The organism is Neobacillus camarae (assembly GCF_054950115.1).
The window spans coordinates 1,159,115-1,178,839 of sequence record NZ_JBUCKX010000002.1 but is presented as its reverse complement, the minus strand read 5'-3'; the positions used below and the strand labels follow the sequence as shown (position 1 = coordinate 1,178,839).

Sequence of the window (19,725 nt, the reverse complement as noted above, 5' to 3'; positions counted from 1 at the left end):
AAATAAAAGAACCTAAAAATCTACTAGATTTTTAGGTTCTTTCCATTATCTATTTCTAATATTAATAGGTTTAAAGCCCTTCATAAACTTTAACAAGGGTTTATAATCTTCTCGGACCAACCCAATCTTCTCCACGATCACTTCGATCATGATCAACAGTACCAGGATAACAATTAATGAACCCCAAACAGTTGATTGTGAGAAGATGAACGCACTTAAACCAAAGACTGCTGCCATTGCGTAGATTAACAGGACTGTTTGGCGATGCGTAAATCCTGATCTTAATAAGCAGTGATGTAAATGCGACTTATCCGGAGCCGATATTGGCTGTTTATTAACAACACGGCGAATGATAGCAAAGAATGTATCCGAAATGGGAACTCCTAAGATGATAATCGGAATGACCAAGGAGATAAACGTAACATTTTTATACCCCAATAAGGATAACACAGAGATCATATATCCCAAAAACAAGGCACCCGTGTCTCCCATAAAAATTTTGGCCGGATGAAAATTATAAAATAGAAACCCTGATGTACTTACTGCAACAATCAGTGCCATAACTGTAACGTACCAGTTCCCCATCACAATGGCCATACCTGCAATAGTGAATAATGCAATGGATGATACGCCACCTGCTAATCCATCTAACCCATCGATTAAGTTAATTGCATTGGTAATACCTATAATCCAAATCATGGTCAATGGAATACTTAAATATCCAAAGTCAATTGTACCGCCAAAAGGTAAATTAATAAATTCGACTTTTAAACCGCCATATATTACTACTACAGCAGCAGCCACAATTTGCCCTGTTAATTTTAGCTTTGGCGAAATTTCCTTTATATCATCTATAACTCCTGTCAGGATTATAATGAAACTTCCTAATATAATTGGAAAATGATATTCCCCAACAGGTTTTAAAATTAGAACACCTATAATAAAGCTTAAAAATATGGCCAGTCCGCCTAACCTAGGCATAATACGTGAATGAACTTTTCTTTGATTAGGTTTATCTGTTGCTCCAATTTTAAATGCAAGTTTTTTTACTAACGGTGTAAGAATAATAGCAGCAAAAAAACAGATTGCTAGATTAAGATAAGACAACATAAGGCCCTCCGTTGTTTCATATCCACGGCAACAATGGCATGGATACTTACATTTTATATTCAGTAAATTTATTCTGAACCGCATAAAATCTATCCTAATGGATTATATCATACAGTTTCATTTAAATAAACACTCTATTAATTTTCATTTAATTCATTCATGTTACTTCTACATTACTTAAAGAATGTAACAATATATTCTTAACATATCCTTAAGCTGTGTTATTCCACAATTGTATAGACGGTATAAATTACAAAAGGTTTCATTGAGATATTAACACGGAACACATACCGGGGAAGTGATTATCTTTGTAAACTGGTTCTGGGTCAAAAAAAACGAACTGATAAAATTATCAGTTCGTTTTTTTTGCTTCATTTAAATAGGCAGCCAAGGCTTCCTTCCAATCACGAAGCGGAGTTAAACCCTGCTCTTCAATTTTCCTTTTGCTCAGGACAGAATACTTTGGTCGGGCTGCAGGCCGCGGAAATTGCTCTGTAGTCAGCGGATTAACGGTTATATCCAATCCAGCCTGGTTGAAAATTTCAACAGCAAATTCATACCAAGAACATACCCCGTTATTGGTAGCATGATATACACCATATTTTTCCGTTTCCATTAATTCAACCATGAACTTCGCTAAATCTACGGTATAAGTCGGTGAACCAACCTGATCGTGAACGACCCCAACCTCACCGCGTTCTTTACCCAGACGCAACATTGTCTTAACAAAGTTTTGACCATAAATACCGAATACCCAAGCAGTCCGAACAATAAAGAATTGCTCAAGATACTCTTTAACAAATTCTTCCCCTGCAAGTTTTGTCCGTCCATATGCTCCCAATGGCTTTGTAGGCTCATCCACTTCATATGGTTCTGTGGCAGTACCATCAAAAACATAGTCAGTACTGATATATAATAATTTAGACCCGACTTGTTTGGCCGCTTTAGCCAAGTTTTTTGTACCCAATCCATTGATTTGATAAGCAAGCTCTTCATTTTCCTCAGCTGCATCCACATTGGTATAAGCAGCACAATGAAGAATCACATCCGGTTTTACCTCATCAATATACGCAATGACGTCTGCCTCATTTGTTATATCTAGTTGCTGACGATCAGTACCGAAAGCCTGGTGATTATTTCTTTCTAATTCTAAAAGAACGTCCTGCCCTAATTGGCCGGCCGCACCGGTAACAACAACCTTCATTTCTCTACCCCTAATCTGTCACCATACTGCGATTTAAAGTATTCTTGGTAGTCGCCGGAGATGATATTTTCCCACCATTCCCTGTTGTTTAAATACCAATCAATTGTTTCTTTAATACCTGTATCAAAATTATGCTTTGGCTGCCAGCCGAGTTCTGTGCGTAATTTTGTAGCATCAATAGCATAACGGCGGTCATGACCAGGGCGGTCTTTTACATATTTAATTAATGATTCAGGCTTGCCGAGCTGTTTTAGGATGGTTTTAACAATATCAATGTTGGTCCGTTCGTTATTACCTCCAACGTTGTATACCTCGCCGTCGCGTCCCTTATGAAGCACCAGGTCAATCGCTTGGCAATGGTCTTCAACATAAAGCCAATCGCGGATATTTAAGCCGTCACCATAGACAGGAAGTTCTTTATCGTTTAATGCATTAATAATCATTAATGGAATCAGTTTTTCTGGGAAATGGTATGGCCCATAGTTATTGGAGCAACGTGTAATATTGACCGGAAGCCCGAACGTTTCATGATAAGCACGAACAAGCAAGTCAGCTCCTGCTTTGCTTGCACTGTAAGGACTATTAGCTGCTAATGGCGTTTCCTCTGTAAAATAACCAGTCTCGCCTAAGGTACCATATACTTCATCAGTAGAAACCTGAAGATATTTGGCAACACCAAAGCTCTTGGCAGCATCCAATAAGGCAAGAGTCCCTTGGATATTCGTTTGCACAAAAATTCCTGGGTCCGTAATACTACGGTCCACATGCGACTCAGCAGCAAAGTTAATCACATAATCAAACTTTTCCTTTTGAAATAAACCTTGCACAAAATCACGATCGGCAATATCACCACGGACAAACTTATAATTTGGTTTATTCTCAATGTCCTTTAAATTCTCGAGATTTCCTGCATAAGTCAGTAAGTCTAAATTAACAATATTATACTCCGGATACTTATTTACCATGTAGCGGACAAAGTTACTTCCAATAAAGCCCGCACCGCCTGTAACTAATAACTTCATGAGCTACCTCCTATTTTTCGTAAGTAAAGTTTAGATGGGCTGCATCTTTTAATCTTGGGTGCCTGGTGTCTTTCTCAGATAAAATTGGATTGGCAGTGGGCCAATCAATCCCGAGGTTCGGATCATTCCATAAAATCCCGCCATCATGCTCTGGTGAATAGTATTCATCCACCTTATAAGCAACAGTGGTGTCAGGAACCAATGTACAAAAGCCGTGTGCAAATCCTTTTGGGACCAGAAGCTGACGTTTATTTTCGGAGCTTAAAATTACCCCTACCCACTCTCCATAAGTCGGCGAACCTTTGCGGATATCAACAGCTACATCATAAATCGCCCCAGTAATGCAACGGACAACTTTCGTTTGGGCTTTTGGGTTAAGCTGAAAATGCAGTCCTCTTAGTGTTCCGGTCGGAGCTGACAAGGACTGGTTGTCCTGTACAAAATCATAATGCAACCCCAGTTTTTCAAACAGCTCTTTATTATAGCTTTCCATGAAATAGCCCCGGTGATCACCGAAGACTTTTGGTTCTAAAATTTTTACACCTGGTAACTTCGTTTCAATTACATTCATGTGTTTAACCTCACTTATCGAATGGATCCTTGACTGGCAATCTTAATCAAATATTGGCCATATTGGTTCTTTTTCAATGGCTCAGCAAGTTCTAAAAGTTTTTCTTTTGTAATATAACCCATTTTGAACGCAATCTCTTCAAGGCAGGCAATTTTTAATGACTGTCTCTTCTCAACTGTTTCAATAAATTGGGACGCCTCTAATAACGAAGCATGTGTGCCAGTATCCAGCCAAGCGTAACCACGTCCAAGAAGTTCAACACTTAATTCGCCCATTTCCAGATAAGCTTTGTTGACATCCGTAATTTCTAATTCACCCCGTGGTGACGGCTTAATACTTTTTGCGATTTCAACAACACGATTGTCATAAAAATAAAGGCCCGTAACTGCATAATTGGACTTAGGGACTTCAGGCTTCTCTTCAATAGAGATGGCTTTTCCTGACTCATCAAACTCAACGACACCAAACCGTTCAGGATCGTTAACATAATATCCAAACACTGTTGCACCAGTTTCGCGAGAAGCAGCCTTGTGCAACAGGTTGGTCAATCCATGGCCGTAGAAGATATTGTCGCCAAGCACTAACGCAACGTTATCATCCCCAATAAATTCATCCCCTAGAATGAATGCCTGTGCTAATCCGCCCGGATGGGGCTGGATTTTATATGTAAAGTTCATTCCTAAATCAGAGCCGTCCCCCAGGATTTGCTCAAACCGCGAGATATCCTCAGGTGTAGAAATAATTAAAATATCCTTAATGCCTGCTAGCATTAACACAGACAGCGGATAATAAATCATCGGTTTATCATAGACAGGTAACAACTGTTTAGATACGACTTTTGTCAAAGGATAAAGCCGTGTACCACTGCCGCCCGCAAGAATAATTCCTTTCAAAATCATTCAACTCCTCACATAATTATGGTCCTTCACCATTATAAAGAAGGATACCGAAAAGAACAAACAAGAACAAAAATGTAACATAAACGTAACAATCAATGCCGTTAATATTTTGCGATGGCTAAAATAGTTTGAAGTCTTCCTTTTACCTGTTTGGTTAGGGTCCTTTTTGTCATTCCCGTAACATTGCCTCCATGGCGGACATATTTCATTAACGGCTGACTGATAAACACCATTTTCTTTTTTTTCAACATGCAGACAAGGGCAATCCATTGATCATGCATTTCAATTTCAGATGGGAATGGTAAAATGTCTGACACTAATTCCTTACGAAAAGCCATCATTGCACCGGTATAAGCATTTTTTAATAGGTTACCTAGAATTCCTTGTTTTATGTTGTTCCTATTATAATTATTCCAGGATGGATCGATTACTTCGAGATTGCCATTCACCACAGCAGCATCATGCACGACAAGGTCTGCCCCCTGTTCATCGAATGCCTTCATGACTTCTGAAACTTTGTTATCTTCCCATACATCATCCTGATCGCATAGAAAAAGGATATCTCCTTTAGCCAAAGATATCGCCTTTTCGAAGCTTTTAATAGCACCAGAATTACTTTCATTCACCACAACTTGTACCCGATTGCCGTATGCTTCTTTAATAATCTTCACTGTATTGTCATTTGAGCAGTCATCGACAACAATCACTTCATCTGCTGGGTTCAGCTGTTTGAGGACAGTTTCAAGCTGACGTTTTACAAATTGCTCTCCATTATAGGTTGCCATACAAACAGATAACATCTTCCAATAACTCCTTCTACATTGAAAAAAGCTTACGTAAAGTATACATTGCAATTTTCTTATTTTTTACAGTTAAAATCTGCTTTAGGAATCTCTTTGCTAACTGTTTCCTATAGGACGAGTACATATCTTTTTTATAGAATTTATAAAATTTCATTTCAGAATCAATGATGCTTTGATATCTTTTATAGGAAACCCTACTGTAATCCATAACGGACAATTCATGCTCAAGGGTAGCCTCTAATACCTTGACCTTCCAACCTGTTTCATAAATTTTATAAAATATCCAATGGTCAAGATAATCAAGCGGAAAGTCTTCATTAAAACCACCGATTTCATTTAAAAAGTCCAACTTAAGAAGGGCACCTGAATTAATGGCCATAACCGGTTGTTCCTGAAGCCCCGTGACAGGCACTTCACGCTGTAAAGGACGCAGAGACTGACTATAAACAGGTGAAATATAGGTATTTCCGTTAAAAACCTTTGGTACAATTGCAGCAATTTTTCCATTTAATTCAGGAAGATTTAAAACTTCGTCTAAATAGGAATCAGTTAAGTTTGTGTCATGATCAAGCAACATTAACCAATCAGATCCATTTTCCCGGGCGATAGACCAAGCATAGTTATAAGCTGAAGCAATCCCTAAATTTCTTGAATCATGTTTGTATATGATTTTAAGACCAGAAAGGTTTTGTCCCTCAAGACTTTGTTCATTTGGGCTATTATCGTAAATGACAATTGATACATTTTTTAAAAATTCCATGTTCCTTTTGGAAGAGTCTAACAAGGAACAAAATGTAGTCGACTGATTTAATGTACTTTTATATAGTACTATTACTAAAGTTATCTTCATCATTAACAGCCTTTGGAATTAATTTTTTTCACTAAATAGTGATAAAAAGGAACAGGATAAACCAATTGGAAACTTAACCCTGTAAATGCAAACATATTATTAAATGTAGTAAAAACAAATATAGAATTCATTAAGACCACGCCGATTAAAATGAAATCACTGTTCAATTTTTTTAATAAGAGAATATAGAAAAATGCAAAGAAAAAAGCGAACAGGGTGTAAAATGTAATTCCCACCCAACCAAGTATTACATAAGGCTGTGCAAAGGCAGTAGATACATTTAACTCTGGCGTAATTTGTACATCGTCTGGAATCACCATATTATATAGAGGAACGATCCTCTTGCTAATAAAATCCGGTAATAACTGAGTCGTTGTAAAAACGAATGAATTATAAAGACTCACGTCACTTTCAAACTCAAAATTATCTATTGTTTTCTCTAGGTTGGCAAGAGGGGATGCCAGATAAATATATGCCCAAAAAAATTCTTTTGGTATGATTGATTCTTTAAATTCATCAGTTGCCCCGCCAATTTGTAAAAAGAGACTGTTGTCTGTCAAGGAAGTATTTGTATGGTATGAATTGTTTACTCTTATATTTCCAACCACCCCGAACAAATATAAAACCAAAATCATTAAAATTGCTAGGCCAGTAATTTGTTTGAATGTGATTTTTGATTGGTACTTAATTAAATATATAAATACACAACTCATTAAAATGATTAAGAGCATACCTCTGTTTAGTATTAATATGGATGGCACTAATGTGAGTCCAAAAAATAGAATAGATCTAAATTTATATTGGGATTCTGATAACACAATTTGAAATAAGTAAAGTGAAAAAAACGAATTAAAGGTAACTAAGAACACATGAAAGGTTGGAATACCAAATTCATGATAGCTTAGTGGTGTGTTGATAAAAATTGCAAGCAACGGGAAGTTTTTATGATATAAGAACTCCACGAAATATCCTACAAGAATCCCATATGTGACCCAATCTACATACTTCTTATAGTATACTTTTGAGAAAGTAACAACTTTTTGCTTCATAAAAACTCTTCCTAAAAAATATGCAACAACCATTGAACATCCCAAAAAAAGCAGCAAAGATATTCCTAAAGTAGGGAATAATTGTGACCATCTAAGGATATAAGCTATTAAAACAGCTAGAAATGAAAGTATATAAATAAAGTAGGGATTTATCAAGCTATAACTTGCCCCCTTTCATTAATGTATAATGGCAGCTTTGTTATGTGTTCACTCTTGAGGGCTTAATAAAAAAGTTCAACCCGAGTGAAAGAATAACCCCAATTAATAAACCAATCACTATTCCCATTATCATATTTGCATTGGGTCTTGTTTGCATTATCTCGCTTTCTTGGCCTTTAATTGCTTTTTCAACCACCTGAACCGACTTTACATCTAAATATTTTTTTATCTCATTTTGAAATACGTCAGCGGTTTTATTTACCACATTGGTGGCTTTGGTGGAATTACTATCGTCTACAGTAATTCTCAAAATTTCAGAACCGTTTTCAATACTAGTTTTAACTTTTCCAGCTAACTCTTTTGTATTTTCCTTTAAATTCAAGTCTTTTTTTACTGTCTTTAAAACGACTGGGGTATTAACCAAAGTTTGAGCTGTATTTAAAAACCGGTTGGTCTCATCCGCTTGGTTGATAATAGTATTGGTTTGTGTGAATTGTGGTTTTATTAACACTAGGGCTGAAGCTTCATATGTTGGAGCCGGGCCCTTTGATGCTGAAATTTTCCCGAAAACACCACCTATTACGCCTAGAAGAATAATTAGCCAAAGATATTTTTTTAACAGTTTAATTAAATCTGAAATATATGTTGACCCGTCCATGATAACCTCCATTAGAATTCAAAGAATAAATTATCTATACAATCAATCAAACACATTATCATAATGAATTTCTTAAAATAGCCTCCACCCCCATTTATTAAAATATTTAAACATGGATTGAATAAAGATTCTAAATAGCTTGGAGTTCTTATGAGCTCCTCGTTCATAGTAATGGACTACACTAGAGAATGGTGAATAAACAATTCGCTTTTTCTTATCTTTTCCCAACTTCAAACATAAATCATAATCTTCAAAATACATAAAATACCGCTCGTCAAATCCGCCCACTTTTTTAAAGTCCTGGCCCCGCAATAACATAAAACAGCCCGAGCCAATCCGAATATCTACATACCGATTATTCGGAATATCCCTCAATTCGTAGGAAGCCAATCTTTTATCGAATAACTTTTTTACAAATTGAAACGGAATAAAGCGCAAAGCATAATCAAATACCGAAACGCGATTTCTCATTAAATGTTGTGGTGTACCATCAGAATTTAATACTTTTGGAACTAGTAGTGATATTTCTCCATCCTTTTCGATCACCTCTAACATTTTGATTAAATCGTCTTTCACTAAAATTATATCTGGATTAAAAACTAAGAAATACTCTTCAGATGCATTTAATAAATTATAATTGTGACCAAACCCAAATCCCTTATTCTCTTGATAAAAAGTAATATCAGCAAAATTCTCGTAGTTCTTTAATTTTTTCCTTATATTCATCATCAGAATTGTTATCAAATACAATAAATCGAAAGCGCTGATCATTACTGAACTCCTTAATTAAATTATCAAGGACATTGAAAATATGCTTACTGTTATATGTAACGATACTAATAGCAACCTTTGCTTTGGACAAACTTTTCACACTCTTTCGTTTAATCTAAAAAGGATTTACGATAACCCTGTAACATCAAATAAAGACACCTATCTAAAATCTGACAGAACTTGCTCCTTTATTATCTTCTTTATTTTAATATTAATTCATGTAATTTTTGCTAAACAAAGAGTTCGACAAATTTCTTAATTCTTAGCTTAAATCTCGACTTTACAAAAAACAATTATATCATCATGTTGTCATAATTTGTACTTTATCTGTCGTTTTTTTTTATTTCCTGTTGAACTAAATAGAATTCGATATTATAATTTTAATTATGATTGTGAAGACTTGCCTAAATTTTGTAAAGAAGGGATTTTATATATATGACTTCTAGTAGAGAAGGTAGGAAGCAAACGAAAAAGAGGATGAAAAAGTGGCTTCGATTTAGTCTTTTGCTAATTTTTATTTTACTCATCGGCGGAGGCATTTATTTCTATAATGTTTATAGTAATGTTGCCAGTGCAGTGGATAAGATGAATAAACCGATTTCTAGAGACGTATCCCAGAAAAGGGAGACAAAAGTTGAAGTCGAACAAAAAGATCCTATTTCAATTCTTTTGGTTGGTGTTGATGAGCGTAAAGGTGATAAAGGAAGAACGGACTCAATGATAGTGATGACCGTTAATCCTGAATTAAAATCTACTAAACTTGTAAGTATCCCACGTGATACTCGTACTGAACTAATTAACAAAGATAACCCTAATAAGAATCATATCGACAAGATTAATGCAGGTTATGCTTATGGCGGAATCGAAGAAACTATTGATACAGTGGAAAACTTTCTTAATGTTCCAATCGATTATTATATTCAGGTTAATATGGAAAGTTTTAAAGACATCGTTGATGCAGTTGGAGGAATTGATGTAGATAACCAATACGCATTTGAATTAGATGGCGTAACCTTAAAAAAAGGACCGCAGCATTTAAATGGTACGCAAGCACTTCAATATGCACGGATGAGAAAGGCTGATCCACGAGGTGACTTTGGCCGTGCAGAAAGACAACGGGAAGTTATTTCAAAAATTATTGATAAAGGTAAATCTATTTCAACATTAACTAATTACGACGAAATCCTTGAGGCATTAGAGGAGAATATTAAAACTAATCTAACATTAAACGACATGATTGATATCCAATCATCTTATAAAAGTGCTACAGGAACTATTGACAAAATTGAAATTCAGGGCAATGGCAAAATGATTAATGGTGGCTGGTATTATATTGTAGAGGATGAAACAAGACAAAGTCTTTCTGATGAGCTACGAGCCCATTTAGGATTAGAAACAGAATCTGTTCCTGCAATAGATATATATTAAATTTTTCGTTGCAAAAGATAAGCTCTATGAAAATAAAAAATAGCCTGGCAAAAGCGAGGGCACTGAAAAACCTTCGGTTTTTCGAGAGTTTTCTAAAGCACAACTAAAAAAAGACGGCTTTAAAATTCGTAAATGGGGTCTGCGGAAAATCTTGTGTAAGTATTATTTGACAATCTTCGCAAGGCAAGAATAAATAGGTATAAAAAAACATCGTTTGTCAAAAATAATATTGGCTTTTACCATAAAACAGGATAGGGCAATGCAGAAGTGCAACCTGAGCGGTTTTATGGATTTTACCCTAAAACGGACGGACTTAGTGCGGTCCGTTTTTTTGTCCGTTTTAGGGAAAACAAAAGCGATAAACTTCAGGGGTTTGGGGACAGAGTCCCCAATTATGATGTTTGGTTCAGAATCTCAAGCTGATTTAAAATCATATCCCAGTTTCGATAACGCATGGTCCATTTTTTCGAAATGTTTTGAGATGCCAAGTAAAGCATTTTTCTTAAGCTATCATCAGTTGGAAAAATAGACTTGGTTTTTGTTACTTTTCTAAATTGACGGTGAAGTCCTTCAATAATATTCGTAGTATATATTATTATCCTAATTTCCTGCGGATATGCGAAAAAGGTAGCTAAAATATCCCAATTTTCCTCCCATGACCTAACCGCAGAAGGATATTCTTTGCCCCATTTATCCTTAAATTCAATGAGTCTTTCTAAAGCAGACTCTTCGTTAATTGAAGAATATATTTTTTTAAGGTCAGCGACAAACTCTTTTAAATGTTTATAAGAAACATATTTGGTACTTGAACGGATTTGATGAATGATACAACGCTGAATACCGGCAAAAGGATACACAGCTTGGATGGCCTCTTTAAGCCCTGAAAGCCCATCCACACAGAAAAGATTGACCGTTTTGACTCCTCTGGTTTTCAAATCATTCAACACGCCTAACCAAAACTTACTACTCTCGTTTGCCCCAACCCAGATGCCAAGAATTTCTTTATACCCTTCATTATTGATTCCTTTAGAACAACATATGCTGCTTTCGAAACAATTTGATGATTATCTCGAATTTTATAATGAATGGCATCCATGAAAATAAAAGGATAATAGGCTTCAAGTGCTCGATTTTGCCACTCGTTCACTTGTGGCATAATTTTCTCACTGATTTTACTAACTAACTCGGAGGAAATCTCAATATTATAGAGATCTTTGACCTGTTCCTGGATATCTCTTGTGGACATGCCATGAGCGTATAGTGACAGTATTTTATCTTCCATTCCGTCGGTATTCCTTTGATATTTGTCCAAGATTTGTGGCTCGTACGAGCCCTTTCTGTCCCGAGGAACATTTACTTCCACTTCGCCAAATTGTGTTTTTAATTTCCTTTTGGTTGATCCGTTTCTGTAATTGTTTGGTTCATTACCACGACGTTGGTGTTTTTCGTATCCTAGCTGCTCTTCAATTTCACATTGGAGCACTTCCTCTAGGATAACTGCAAACATTTCTTTAATGGTATCCATGATTTGATTGGTGCTTGTGAACTTCTGTTCCTTTATGATTTCTTTGATCAATTCCTTTGGAATTTTCATGTCGAAAAATCCTCCTTAGCAAGTATTATTTATCCTAATTCTTGCCAAGGAGGATTGATAACAAACTTATTTACACAACTTTTTCCGCACTGTCCGTAAATGTGAATTTTAAGTCGTCTTTTTTGTTCATTTGGGTAATTTTGTCTCTATTTTTGTTCTATAAGTTTCAAAATTCTTTTTAAATTCACTGTAAATATTGCCATGGCACCTTGCAATTCCATGCCAATTAGACCCGAGGATTTAGCAACATGTACCCGTGTCTGTGTTTTAATTCGCTATTTTTTGCTTCTATTTTATAGCGCTCTTTTGATTTTTCTTTAAAATAGTCACTTTCTTGGAATTTTGCCTGTTCTTTATGTTCGTTTGATTTGATGTTTACAGAATAAGTTTTGCTTTTCGCTCCTTCTTTATAACAGCCTTCCTTGAAAGGACATCGTTTGCACTTCTCAATATCGAAGTAGTAGGTGTTCACTTGATTGGCGGCTACGCCTTTTTTACCTCCACGTGCCTTTCTTATTGCCATATGCCCTGCCTTACAGACATACATGCCAGCATCTTTATTAAATTCAAATTCATCTTCTTTTGCGCGGAAGCCTTGCATGACGGAAGGGTTTAATTTAGCTACTAATTTTATATCATTCTCATTTGCATATTCGATATTTCGTTTTTCAGAATAGGCTGCATCCCCAATTACAGTTTCAACTTCCATCCCTGCTTGGATGCTTTTTTCCATAAGTGTTTCTAATTGTTTTCCGTCATTCTTTTCCCCGGTAGAAACTGTTGCGGCAGTAATAATCCGTTCTTCACTCATGGCAATATGCGTTTTATAACCAAAGAATGAGGAATCAGCAGTTTTATGCCCTACTTTTGCATCTTTATCCTCCGAGCTTTGTAAATGTTCAATATCGTCAGTAACCGTTTCCTTTAATAGGTTTAACTGTACCTCTACTTTTGGATACTCAATAAGAGTTTCTTCCGTAAGCCCGTATTCAAACAACGCATATAAAACAGCAGCAACTCCTGGTACGATCAAGGTATCAATTTAAGGAGGTGCTTTTCATATGTCGCAACAAAAACTAACCATCGTCCCTGTCAAATTACATACCGATAACGAAAAAATTTCCACTTCAAATCCAGCAACGGTCTCCTCAAATCCTACTTGCACGATCAAAGCCGGCAATACTGAGATTTCCTTCTTCAACGGCGTAGATGAGCACATCATCCAAACCGTTATGAGGGAGTTGAAAGATCGGTGAAACACGATTTTACAAGTGTGAAAAATATTTATATCATTTGTGGTAAAACGGACATGAGAAATTATGCGAAGAGTACTATTATGGGAAGTAGGGACTCGAAAATTGTTTATTACATAATCAAAGCAGTAAATATACTTCCCATAATTTTATATAATTGGGTTACTTGCATAAATCCGTAAGCCAATCCATCAACTTAGCATCCTCCTGCCAGGAAGGAAAATCTTGCATATTTAAATTAATATACGCTTCTTCCATGGCCTTCCTTTTTATCTCATCGTTTAACCTTGCATATATTTCAGTACTTTTAACACTTGCATGGCCAAGAAAATCGCGGATATAAACTAGGGGAATGCCGGCCTGCAGCATATGTGCTGCTCTAGAATGTCTTAACACATGACATGTTATCTTTTCCCTTCTTTGAAATTCGGAATCTAGGCATGCGCTTTCGGCATGCTTTTTCAGAATATAGGCTACTCCTTTTCTAGTTAATTTTTGTTTCTGCTGATTAAGGAATAATGGTGTATCGTTCAATAAGGTGCTGTATCCTGATTTTTGTTCTGTAATATATTTCTTTAACAAAGATGTTGTATTCTTCATTAATGGGACGGAACGTGTTTTATTTCCCTTGCCACGAAGGATGACAACAGATGGTGCGTCAAGCCGGACATCCTGGTAGGTCAGATCAATTATTTCTTGTACCCTTGCACCACTGTCATACATAAGTGACAATAAAACTAGATTCCTTCTCCCCGCCTTAGTGGAAGTGTCCGGCTGCGCTAATAAGATTTCTGTTTCCCTTAATGTAAGAAACTTAATAACAGGTCGGGGACTCTTTTTTATTGGAATAGCTAATACTTTTTGTAATTCAAACAAATTTTCTGGGCTCTCTAATTGTACATAGCGTATAAAAGAGTGGAGCGCAGCCAAGCGCTGGTTTCTTGTCGAAATACAGCAACCACGACTGTTTTCAAGCCAATCAAGAAAGCACAAGACGGATTCACGCGTAATCATATCCAGTCGTAGATGTTCTGGTCGAGTTTTCTTCACTTCTTGCCAATACAAAAGGAATAATTTATAGGTATCCCTGTAGGAAGATATTGTATTCTTACTGACATTTAATGTCCCTGGAAGATATCTGGTGAGAAAACTGGACAAGTGTTTAGCAAAATCTGATTCTTTCTTCACTTAAACTACAGCTCCTTTCAGGGATTATATAGCCGTGGGCATAATCTAGTTTTGAAATAATTTCTGGATATAAATCAGCAGTAAGTCGAAGATAGTATTCTGTTCCCCTAAAATCCGCATGACCAAGATATGCCGAAAGGTATGGCATTAGGTTGTTCAAGTCATTCCCAGCAAGAGCCCACATTTTAAATCGTTGAACACAAAATGTATGGCGCAGATCATGTATTCTTGGGCCATGTCCTGTATGTGAAATGCCCGCTCTCCATAAGTATTCTCGATAACGTTTGTATGTACTAGTGTGGGATATATGAGTTCCTGATGTGCGACCTGGAAAATAGAAATCACTTGGACTACTTAATAAGTGCATTTGTTGGGAATAGGCTCTACATCGGTTAATTAAGCTTTCTGCCATAGGAACAATCCGGTCTCTTCCGTTCTTGGCATCAATGATAGATAGATAGCCCTCTTCGAGGTTGACATCCGTCACTTTTAACCTTAGTGCTTCCATAACTCTTAACCCACAACCATAAATCATGCGAAAGAGCAGTGGGTCTATTTGTCTTCGATATCCCCGGCTTTGTGATGTCCAAATCCAATTATCAATCTGTATAAAGATTTCTTTTAACTCACTTGCGGTATATATATATGGAATACGAATTGGATAAGAAAATCGCTTTTTTGGTGTGATTGGAATTTCAATTTTGTATCCGTGTTTTAAAAGATATCTAGCGAACTGCCGCATTAAACAGAGTCGGCCCTCATATGTCATCCTAGCTTCGCTTTTATTTTTGGAACAAAATTGTTCTAATAGATTTCTATTAAGTTGATCTATACTAATATTTTTTTCATAACAATACTTATCAAACTGTTTCATCCATCTTTCTTGACAGCGGAAACGGTATCCAGCAAGATGTTTCTCATCAATGAAATCTTTTATGATAGATGATATAGCGCTTTTCCACTCATAATGGGACTTATTCATCAAGGAACACCTCCTCGGGATCAATGGGGCATTTCTTTAGCGCTTCTATGTTAATCTTTAGATAATGACTTGTACTCTGGGTATTCCTGTGCCCAAGAATTTCCGAGATAACGGGAAGTGCAGCACCATTTTCAAGCATAGTTCGAGCAAGGCTACTTCTTAAGGAGTGTAAGCCTCTATGTTCGTTCTTTGGAAGCTCAAGCCCGGCAATTCGCATATGTTTGTGAAGAACATTTTGAAGTTTATTCCTCTCGGAAATGGGTCCTCCCTCCGGGGAGTGTCTTACAAATAATGTAATATCATCAGTTATTGGTCTACCATTCTTTAGATAGTCTATAACGGCCCAACCAACATCTTCTAGTAGAGGGAGTTCAAGTGGCTCACGGGTTTTAGACTGTATGATATGAATTGTTCTGTTCTGCCAGTTAAAGTCAGTAATTTTAATATTGCGAATATCGCTTGTGCGAAGTCCAAGTCTCACAACAAGAATTAACATTGCATAATCTCGCCTACCAACTGGATTACTACGATCAATTGATTTCATTAGTTTAATAACATCTTCTTTTTTCCAAGAAGAAGGGATGAATGAGTCCCTCACATATCGGATATCAGGAAGGAATGTGTGAAGTTCATGAGATACTAGGTGATTTTCAAAAAGGAAATGGAAAAAGACACTTAGTTTTGATGTTAATGTTTTTAGATAAACTTTTGAACAGTCAATATACAAGGTCATAAAACTGGTTATGGTCCCTGCTAAAATATCATCCATGGATGATATTTTATTGGCATCTAGAAATGTAAGGAACTTCTTTACGGGATATATTAAGGAACGGCGGCTATGATCCGTGTATCCTTTGTACTCACAGAAGGTTAGAAACTTTTCATACACATCTGAAAAGCAACCAGGGCACTGAAAAGGTTTTTTCTTCCCACTTCTAGCAGCAAAATGGACTGTACCATATTGTTGGAAATGCCAAAGTTTATTAAGATGGCGAATTTTTTCAGTTACATACTGACTGTTATTACCTCTACGGGTATCGAAAGATGCCCCATATCTTTCCTTTACAAATGCTTGCCCAAGTTCTTCACTATATTTCGGTTGGCCAACTTTATCCGCATAGAACACTAGGAGTGAATAAGTCTGGGAATGTTTTTTAACACCTTTTTCGGTATATCCATCCTGTCTAAGCGACTTTAATACCTCATGTATTAGCCCATTAATTGTATGATCCATACAATACCTCTCTTTCAATTAGATAAATTCAGTATGGAACATTATGGGGAGTGTTAATCACATACCTTGCGGTTTTTACGGGTTTTCTTCAATTTATTTTCCATAGTTAAACAATTCCCATAATTTCTCTTATGTGACTGTTCTCATAAGAGAAAAGGAATTGATGGCCTGGCAACACTGATCCAAGATTCTTTCGAACTTGATCCATATGGCGATTCTATTTTCTTATTTTCTGGATGGAGTAAAGATCGCTATAAATGTTTATATTTCGACAGTGATGGCCTCGCCCTGCTTTATAAACGTTTGGATAACGGCAAACTCCAATGGCCAAAAGATGAAAATGAAGTTCGCAATCTTTCACAACAGGAGCTTCGCTGGCTCCTTGAAGGATTATCAATCCAGCAGCCAAAGGCGATTCTACCATCAACAAAAGGTGTTTTTTAAATTCGTTAAAGCCTATTATTTTACCTTTATTCCACTGTTCGAACTCGTTATAATAAGGAGAGTGGAATCCGAACAAAGAGTGGTGAATGATGTGACGAACGTTTCTTCTACAAGTGAGAATCAATTTGATAGATTAATTCGATTGCTTGAAGAGCAATTGGATCATTCGAATCAACAAAACCAGGAACTATCAAAAAAATTGGATAAATCGTTGAAACAGAACGAAGCGTTAACCGAGCAAGTTCGCCAATTAACTAAGCTATTATATGGATCAAAAACCGAAAAATCGAAATACAATACACCAGATGGGCAAGTATCACTATTTGAAGATGACCATGACCCGTCTTTTAATGAACCTGAGCACACAGGAGAACAAAGCCAACAGACAATTTCTTACACTGTTGTCCGAAAAGTTCAAAAGAAAAAACGAAATGATTCCATTCATGATGGTATTGAGGTAGAGCTATTCACCATCATCCGGAAAATACATTTTGTGACTGTTGCCAAGGGCAAATGATTGAAATTGGCAGTACAATCGTTCGCGAAGAAGCAGAATTTATTCCTGCTAGATTAAAGAAAGTTCAACACATTGAACACGCGTATGAATGTAAAAATTGTAAAGGCGATGCCTTTCAAAAGGCTCAAATAAAACGTGGTAAAGCTCCACAGTCTCCAATTCAACGCAGCATCGCAAGTCCTAGCGTGCTTGCCAAAGTCATCTATGATAAATTTGTACAATACTTACCCCTTTACCGTCAGGTAAAGGAATGGGATCGGTATGTCCTCAATACCAATGATAAGAACCTTCCGAATTGGGTCATTCGTGCATCACACGATTGGTTATTGCCTATATACCTACGAATGAAAGATTTGATGATGGATAAATCTCTTTTACATATTGATGAAACATATGGACAAATCCTCTACCGATCCGATGGGAAATCTGGTCAAACAAATGCCTACAATTGGGTGGCGCGAAGTGCTCCATACCAAGGACCACCCATGACTATCTTTCATAGCGCATTATCACGTGCCCGATCTGTCCTTGAAAGTTTCATAGAAGGCTTTTCTGGCACGATTGTTTGCGACGGCTATTCTGCTTATGGTAAATTGGAGGGCATTACCTTCGCAAATTGTTGGGCGCATGTTCGTTGTTATTGGCTGAAAGCGAACAGTAGGAAAGGTCGGATTGGTGTGAGCTATTGTGACGATTTATTTCGACTCGAAAGGAAATTTAAACATTTGTCTCCGAGTAAGCGAAGAAAAAAACGCCAAAAATACTCAAAGCCAATTGTAGATAAATTCCTTGAATGGGTTAAAAAGTCACCATTCTACGGGAAAAATGCGTAAGCGAAAGCAGCTGAATACACATTGAACAGGGCAAACGGTCTCAAAGCCTTCCTCAATGACGGGCGCATTGAAATTGATAATAATCCCGCCGAAAACGCAATCCGGCCTAACGTTCTGGGTAGAAAAAATTGGCTCTTTAGTGTGAGTGAAGCTGGCGCAAAAGCGAATTCCATTTGTTTGAGTATCGCAGAAACTGCCAAAAGTAACGGCGTTGATTTCTATGAATATTTAAAGAAACTTTTGACGGATCTACCGAATCTCGAAATCCAGCAAAACCCTGGAATTTTAGATCAGTACATGCCCTGGTCAAAAATGATTAAGGCAGAATGTAGCAAATAACTAAAATAAGCCGTAAATTTGATTAAAAAAATTAGGATTTACGGCTATTTGTGATGCGTACCTGAAGGTACGCTTATTTTTTTATAATTCGGGCTTACTTTCTTCCTTTTCAATCACGTCAATAAGTTCTTGGCAATACGCAATTTCATCTTCCAAGACATCATTTGTATTCTTAAGGGGAAATTTGTTCTTCATTGATTCATCAATCTGATAAATTGCTTTTCTCAGCTTTTTAGAACGGTCCATCAGTATTTCGCTTGGTGTCATTTGATTGTATCGAGATTTTGTATGGGTGGCATCCACAATAATGGATTTACTTTTAATAATTTCCTTCTCGATAGCAATTTCAACGGTTTTATTGATTAGAAGATCTAAAAGGTTTACATCTTTTAAACGAAGTTTTCGAAACTTGGTTAAAGAACTTGGCTCGATTACCGGCTCCTCCGGAGCCATGTGAAGAAAATACTTAAATGACATATCATATTTCGAACGGTCAACGATATCGACATCAGATAGGTCATAAATAGTTTTTAACAATAAATATTTGAACATGCGAATAGGGTCGATAGCGTTTCGACCATTTTCATGACAATATTTATCCTTAAGTTCATCAAAAACAAAGGAGAAATCAACCAGTTCGTTCAGTTTACGCAAAAGATTATCTTTCGGAACCACTAAATCATAAATACCATTATAAGGACTAAAAATCATTGATTGTTGATTTTGTATCATAGTACCCACCCATTTGAAATTGATACGATAATTATACAGCAAAAAAGGTATAATCCTCTTAATAATGAGAAATTATACCTTTTTT

At 36.5% G+C, this 19,725-nt stretch carries 16 protein-coding genes and 4 pseudogenes; 4 read left to right on the top strand and 16 right to left on the bottom strand.

Going from position 1 to position 19,725, the window contains the following annotated elements:
* Positions 1 to 45 precede the first annotated feature (45 nt).
* From ACY8D0_RS13205 to ACY8D0_RS13160, 10 genes are all read right to left on the bottom strand, one after another.
* On the bottom strand, positions 46 to 1,107 hold the full coding sequence (locus ACY8D0_RS13205; RefSeq protein ID WP_462411359.1) for a glycosyltransferase family 4 protein: 1,062 nt from the start codon (positions 1,105 to 1,107) through the stop codon (positions 46 to 48).
* Between the two features lie 355 nt (positions 1,108 to 1,462).
* On the bottom strand, positions 1,463 to 2,314 hold the full coding sequence (gene rfbD, locus ACY8D0_RS13200; RefSeq protein ID WP_462410963.1) for a dTDP-4-dehydrorhamnose reductase: 852 nt from the start codon (positions 2,312 to 2,314) through the stop codon (positions 1,463 to 1,465).
* Positions 2,311 to 3,336: a dTDP-glucose 4,6-dehydratase gene (gene rfbB, locus ACY8D0_RS13195; protein WP_462410962.1), complete on the bottom strand. Its 1,026-nt coding sequence runs from the start codon at positions 3,334 to 3,336 to the stop codon at positions 2,311 to 2,313. The genes rfbD and rfbB overlap by 4 nt, the downstream gene beginning before the upstream one ends.
* A 10-nt stretch (positions 3,337 to 3,346) precedes the next feature.
* Positions 3,347 to 3,907, bottom strand: a complete 561-nt coding sequence (gene rfbC / locus ACY8D0_RS13190; RefSeq protein ID WP_462410961.1) for a dTDP-4-dehydrorhamnose 3,5-epimerase — start codon at positions 3,905 to 3,907, stop codon at positions 3,347 to 3,349.
* A gap of 14 nt (positions 3,908 to 3,921) precedes the next feature.
* Positions 3,922 to 4,800 (bottom strand): glucose-1-phosphate thymidylyltransferase RfbA, encoded by an 879-nt coding sequence (gene rfbA / locus ACY8D0_RS13185; protein ID WP_462410960.1) that lies wholly within the window; start codon positions 4,798 to 4,800, stop codon positions 3,922 to 3,924.
* Between the two features lie 107 nt (positions 4,801 to 4,907).
* Positions 4,908 to 5,606 (bottom strand): glycosyltransferase family 2 protein, encoded by a 699-nt coding sequence (locus ACY8D0_RS13180; RefSeq protein ID WP_462410959.1) that lies wholly within the window; start codon positions 5,604 to 5,606, stop codon positions 4,908 to 4,910.
* Positions 5,607 to 5,622: 16 nt separating this feature from the next.
* Entirely contained in the window at positions 5,623 to 6,459 is an 837-nt protein-coding gene (locus ACY8D0_RS13175; RefSeq protein ID WP_462411358.1) for a glycosyltransferase, read from the bottom strand.
* 2 nt (positions 6,460 to 6,461) lie between these two features.
* Entirely contained in the window at positions 6,462 to 7,664 is a 1,203-nt protein-coding gene (locus ACY8D0_RS13170; protein WP_462410958.1) for an O-antigen polymerase, read from the bottom strand.
* 43 nt (positions 7,665 to 7,707) lie between these two features.
* Positions 7,708 to 8,325, bottom strand: coding sequence for a YveK family protein (locus ACY8D0_RS13165; protein ID WP_462410957.1), 618 nt, complete (start codon positions 8,323 to 8,325; stop codon positions 7,708 to 7,710).
* A 72-nt stretch (positions 8,326 to 8,397) separates the two neighbouring features.
* A complete protein-coding gene (locus ACY8D0_RS13160) occupies positions 8,398 to 9,096 on the bottom strand; it encodes a glycosyltransferase family protein (protein ID WP_462410956.1) in 699 nt (232 codons plus the stop codon).
* Between the two features lie 477 nt (positions 9,097 to 9,573).
* Here ACY8D0_RS13160 and ACY8D0_RS13155 point away from each other — a divergent pair, with 477 nt between their 5' ends.
* The gene (locus ACY8D0_RS13155) at positions 9,574 to 10,524 is read left to right on the top strand and encodes an LCP family glycopolymer transferase (protein WP_462410955.1); all 951 of its coding nucleotides are present in this window, start codon (positions 9,574 to 9,576) and stop codon (positions 10,522 to 10,524) included.
* 392 nt (positions 10,525 to 10,916) lie between these two features.
* Here the strand turns inward: ACY8D0_RS13155 and ACY8D0_RS13150 are convergent.
* A pseudogene (locus tag ACY8D0_RS13150) lies at positions 10,917 to 12,118 on the bottom strand (IS256 family transposase).
* A 146-nt stretch (positions 12,119 to 12,264) separates the two neighbouring features.
* Positions 12,265 to 13,094, bottom strand: a pseudogene (locus tag ACY8D0_RS13145) (transposase); the annotation flags it as partial.
* Between the two features lie 85 nt (positions 13,095 to 13,179).
* On the opposite strand from ACY8D0_RS13145, the gene ACY8D0_RS13140 reads away from it, so the two are divergent.
* Positions 13,180 to 13,374 (top strand): hypothetical protein, encoded by a 195-nt coding sequence (locus ACY8D0_RS13140; RefSeq protein WP_462410954.1) that lies wholly within the window; start codon positions 13,180 to 13,182, stop codon positions 13,372 to 13,374.
* Between the two features lie 159 nt (positions 13,375 to 13,533).
* Here ACY8D0_RS13140 and ACY8D0_RS13135 read toward each other — a convergent pair whose 3' ends face one another.
* From ACY8D0_RS13135 to ACY8D0_RS13125, 3 genes are read right to left on the bottom strand one after another with little or no spacing between them, the layout of a single operon-like run.
* The gene (locus tag ACY8D0_RS13135; protein WP_462410953.1) at positions 13,534 to 14,559 is read right to left on the bottom strand and encodes a site-specific integrase; all 1,026 of its coding nucleotides are present in this window, start codon (positions 14,557 to 14,559) and stop codon (positions 13,534 to 13,536) included.
* Positions 14,534 to 15,541, bottom strand: a complete 1,008-nt coding sequence (locus ACY8D0_RS13130; protein WP_462410952.1) for a tyrosine-type recombinase/integrase — start codon at positions 15,539 to 15,541, stop codon at positions 14,534 to 14,536. Before ACY8D0_RS13130 ends, ACY8D0_RS13135 begins: the two co-directional genes overlap by 26 nt.
* Positions 15,534 to 16,775, bottom strand: a complete 1,242-nt coding sequence (locus ACY8D0_RS13125; RefSeq protein ID WP_462410951.1) for a site-specific integrase — start codon at positions 16,773 to 16,775, stop codon at positions 15,534 to 15,536. The genes ACY8D0_RS13130 and ACY8D0_RS13125 overlap by 8 nt, the downstream gene beginning before the upstream one ends.
* A 159-nt stretch (positions 16,776 to 16,934) precedes the next feature.
* On the opposite strand from ACY8D0_RS13125, the gene tnpB reads away from it, so the two are divergent.
* Together tnpB and tnpC are read left to right on the top strand one after the other, a co-directional pair.
* Positions 16,935 to 17,219, top strand: coding sequence for an IS66 family insertion sequence element accessory protein TnpB (tnpB, locus tag ACY8D0_RS13120; RefSeq protein ID WP_462411357.1), 285 nt, complete (start codon positions 16,935 to 16,937; stop codon positions 17,217 to 17,219).
* Between the two features lie 91 nt (positions 17,220 to 17,310).
* Positions 17,311 to 18,908, top strand: a pseudogene (gene tnpC / locus ACY8D0_RS13115) (IS66 family transposase).
* Positions 18,909 to 19,007: 99 nt separating this feature from the next.
* Here tnpC and ACY8D0_RS13110 read toward each other — a convergent pair.
* A pseudogene (locus tag ACY8D0_RS13110) lies at positions 19,008 to 19,640 on the bottom strand (transposase); the annotation flags it as partial.
* Positions 19,641 to 19,725: the final 85 nt, after the last annotated feature.

Excerpts from the sequence above, each read along its gene's own strand:
- rfbC (WP_462410961.1), bottom strand. The coding sequence starts at position 3,907 with ATGAATGTAATTGAAACGAAGTTACCAGGTGTAAAAATTTTAGAACCA.
- ACY8D0_RS13165 (WP_462410957.1), bottom strand. The coding sequence starts at position 8,325 with ATGGACGGGTCAACATATATTTCAGATTTAATTAAACTGTTAAAAAAA.
- ACY8D0_RS13155 (WP_462410955.1), top strand. The coding sequence starts at position 9,574 with ATGAAAAAGTGGCTTCGATTTAGTCTTTTGCTAATTTTTATTTTACTC.
- ACY8D0_RS13160 (WP_462410956.1), bottom strand. The coding sequence starts at position 9,096 with ATGATCAGCGCTTTCGATTTATTGTATTTGATAACAATTCTGATGATG.
- ACY8D0_RS13175 (WP_462411358.1), bottom strand. The coding sequence starts at position 6,459 with ATGAAGATAACTTTAGTAATAGTACTATATAAAAGTACATTAAATCAG.
- ACY8D0_RS13140 (WP_462410954.1), top strand. The coding sequence starts at position 13,180 with ATGTCGCAACAAAAACTAACCATCGTCCCTGTCAAATTACATACCGAT.
- ACY8D0_RS13130 (WP_462410952.1), bottom strand. The coding sequence starts at position 15,541 with ATGAATAAGTCCCATTATGAGTGGAAAAGCGCTATATCATCTATCATA.
- rfbD (WP_462410963.1), bottom strand. The coding sequence starts at position 2,314 with ATGAAGGTTGTTGTTACCGGTGCGGCCGGCCAATTAGGGCAGGACGTT.
- ACY8D0_RS13180 (WP_462410959.1), bottom strand. The coding sequence starts at position 5,606 with ATGTTATCTGTTTGTATGGCAACCTATAATGGAGAGCAATTTGTAAAA.
- rfbB (WP_462410962.1), bottom strand. The coding sequence starts at position 3,336 with ATGAAGTTATTAGTTACAGGCGGTGCGGGCTTTATTGGAAGTAACTTT.
- ACY8D0_RS13125 (WP_462410951.1), bottom strand. The coding sequence starts at position 16,775 with ATGGATCATACAATTAATGGGCTAATACATGAGGTATTAAAGTCGCTT.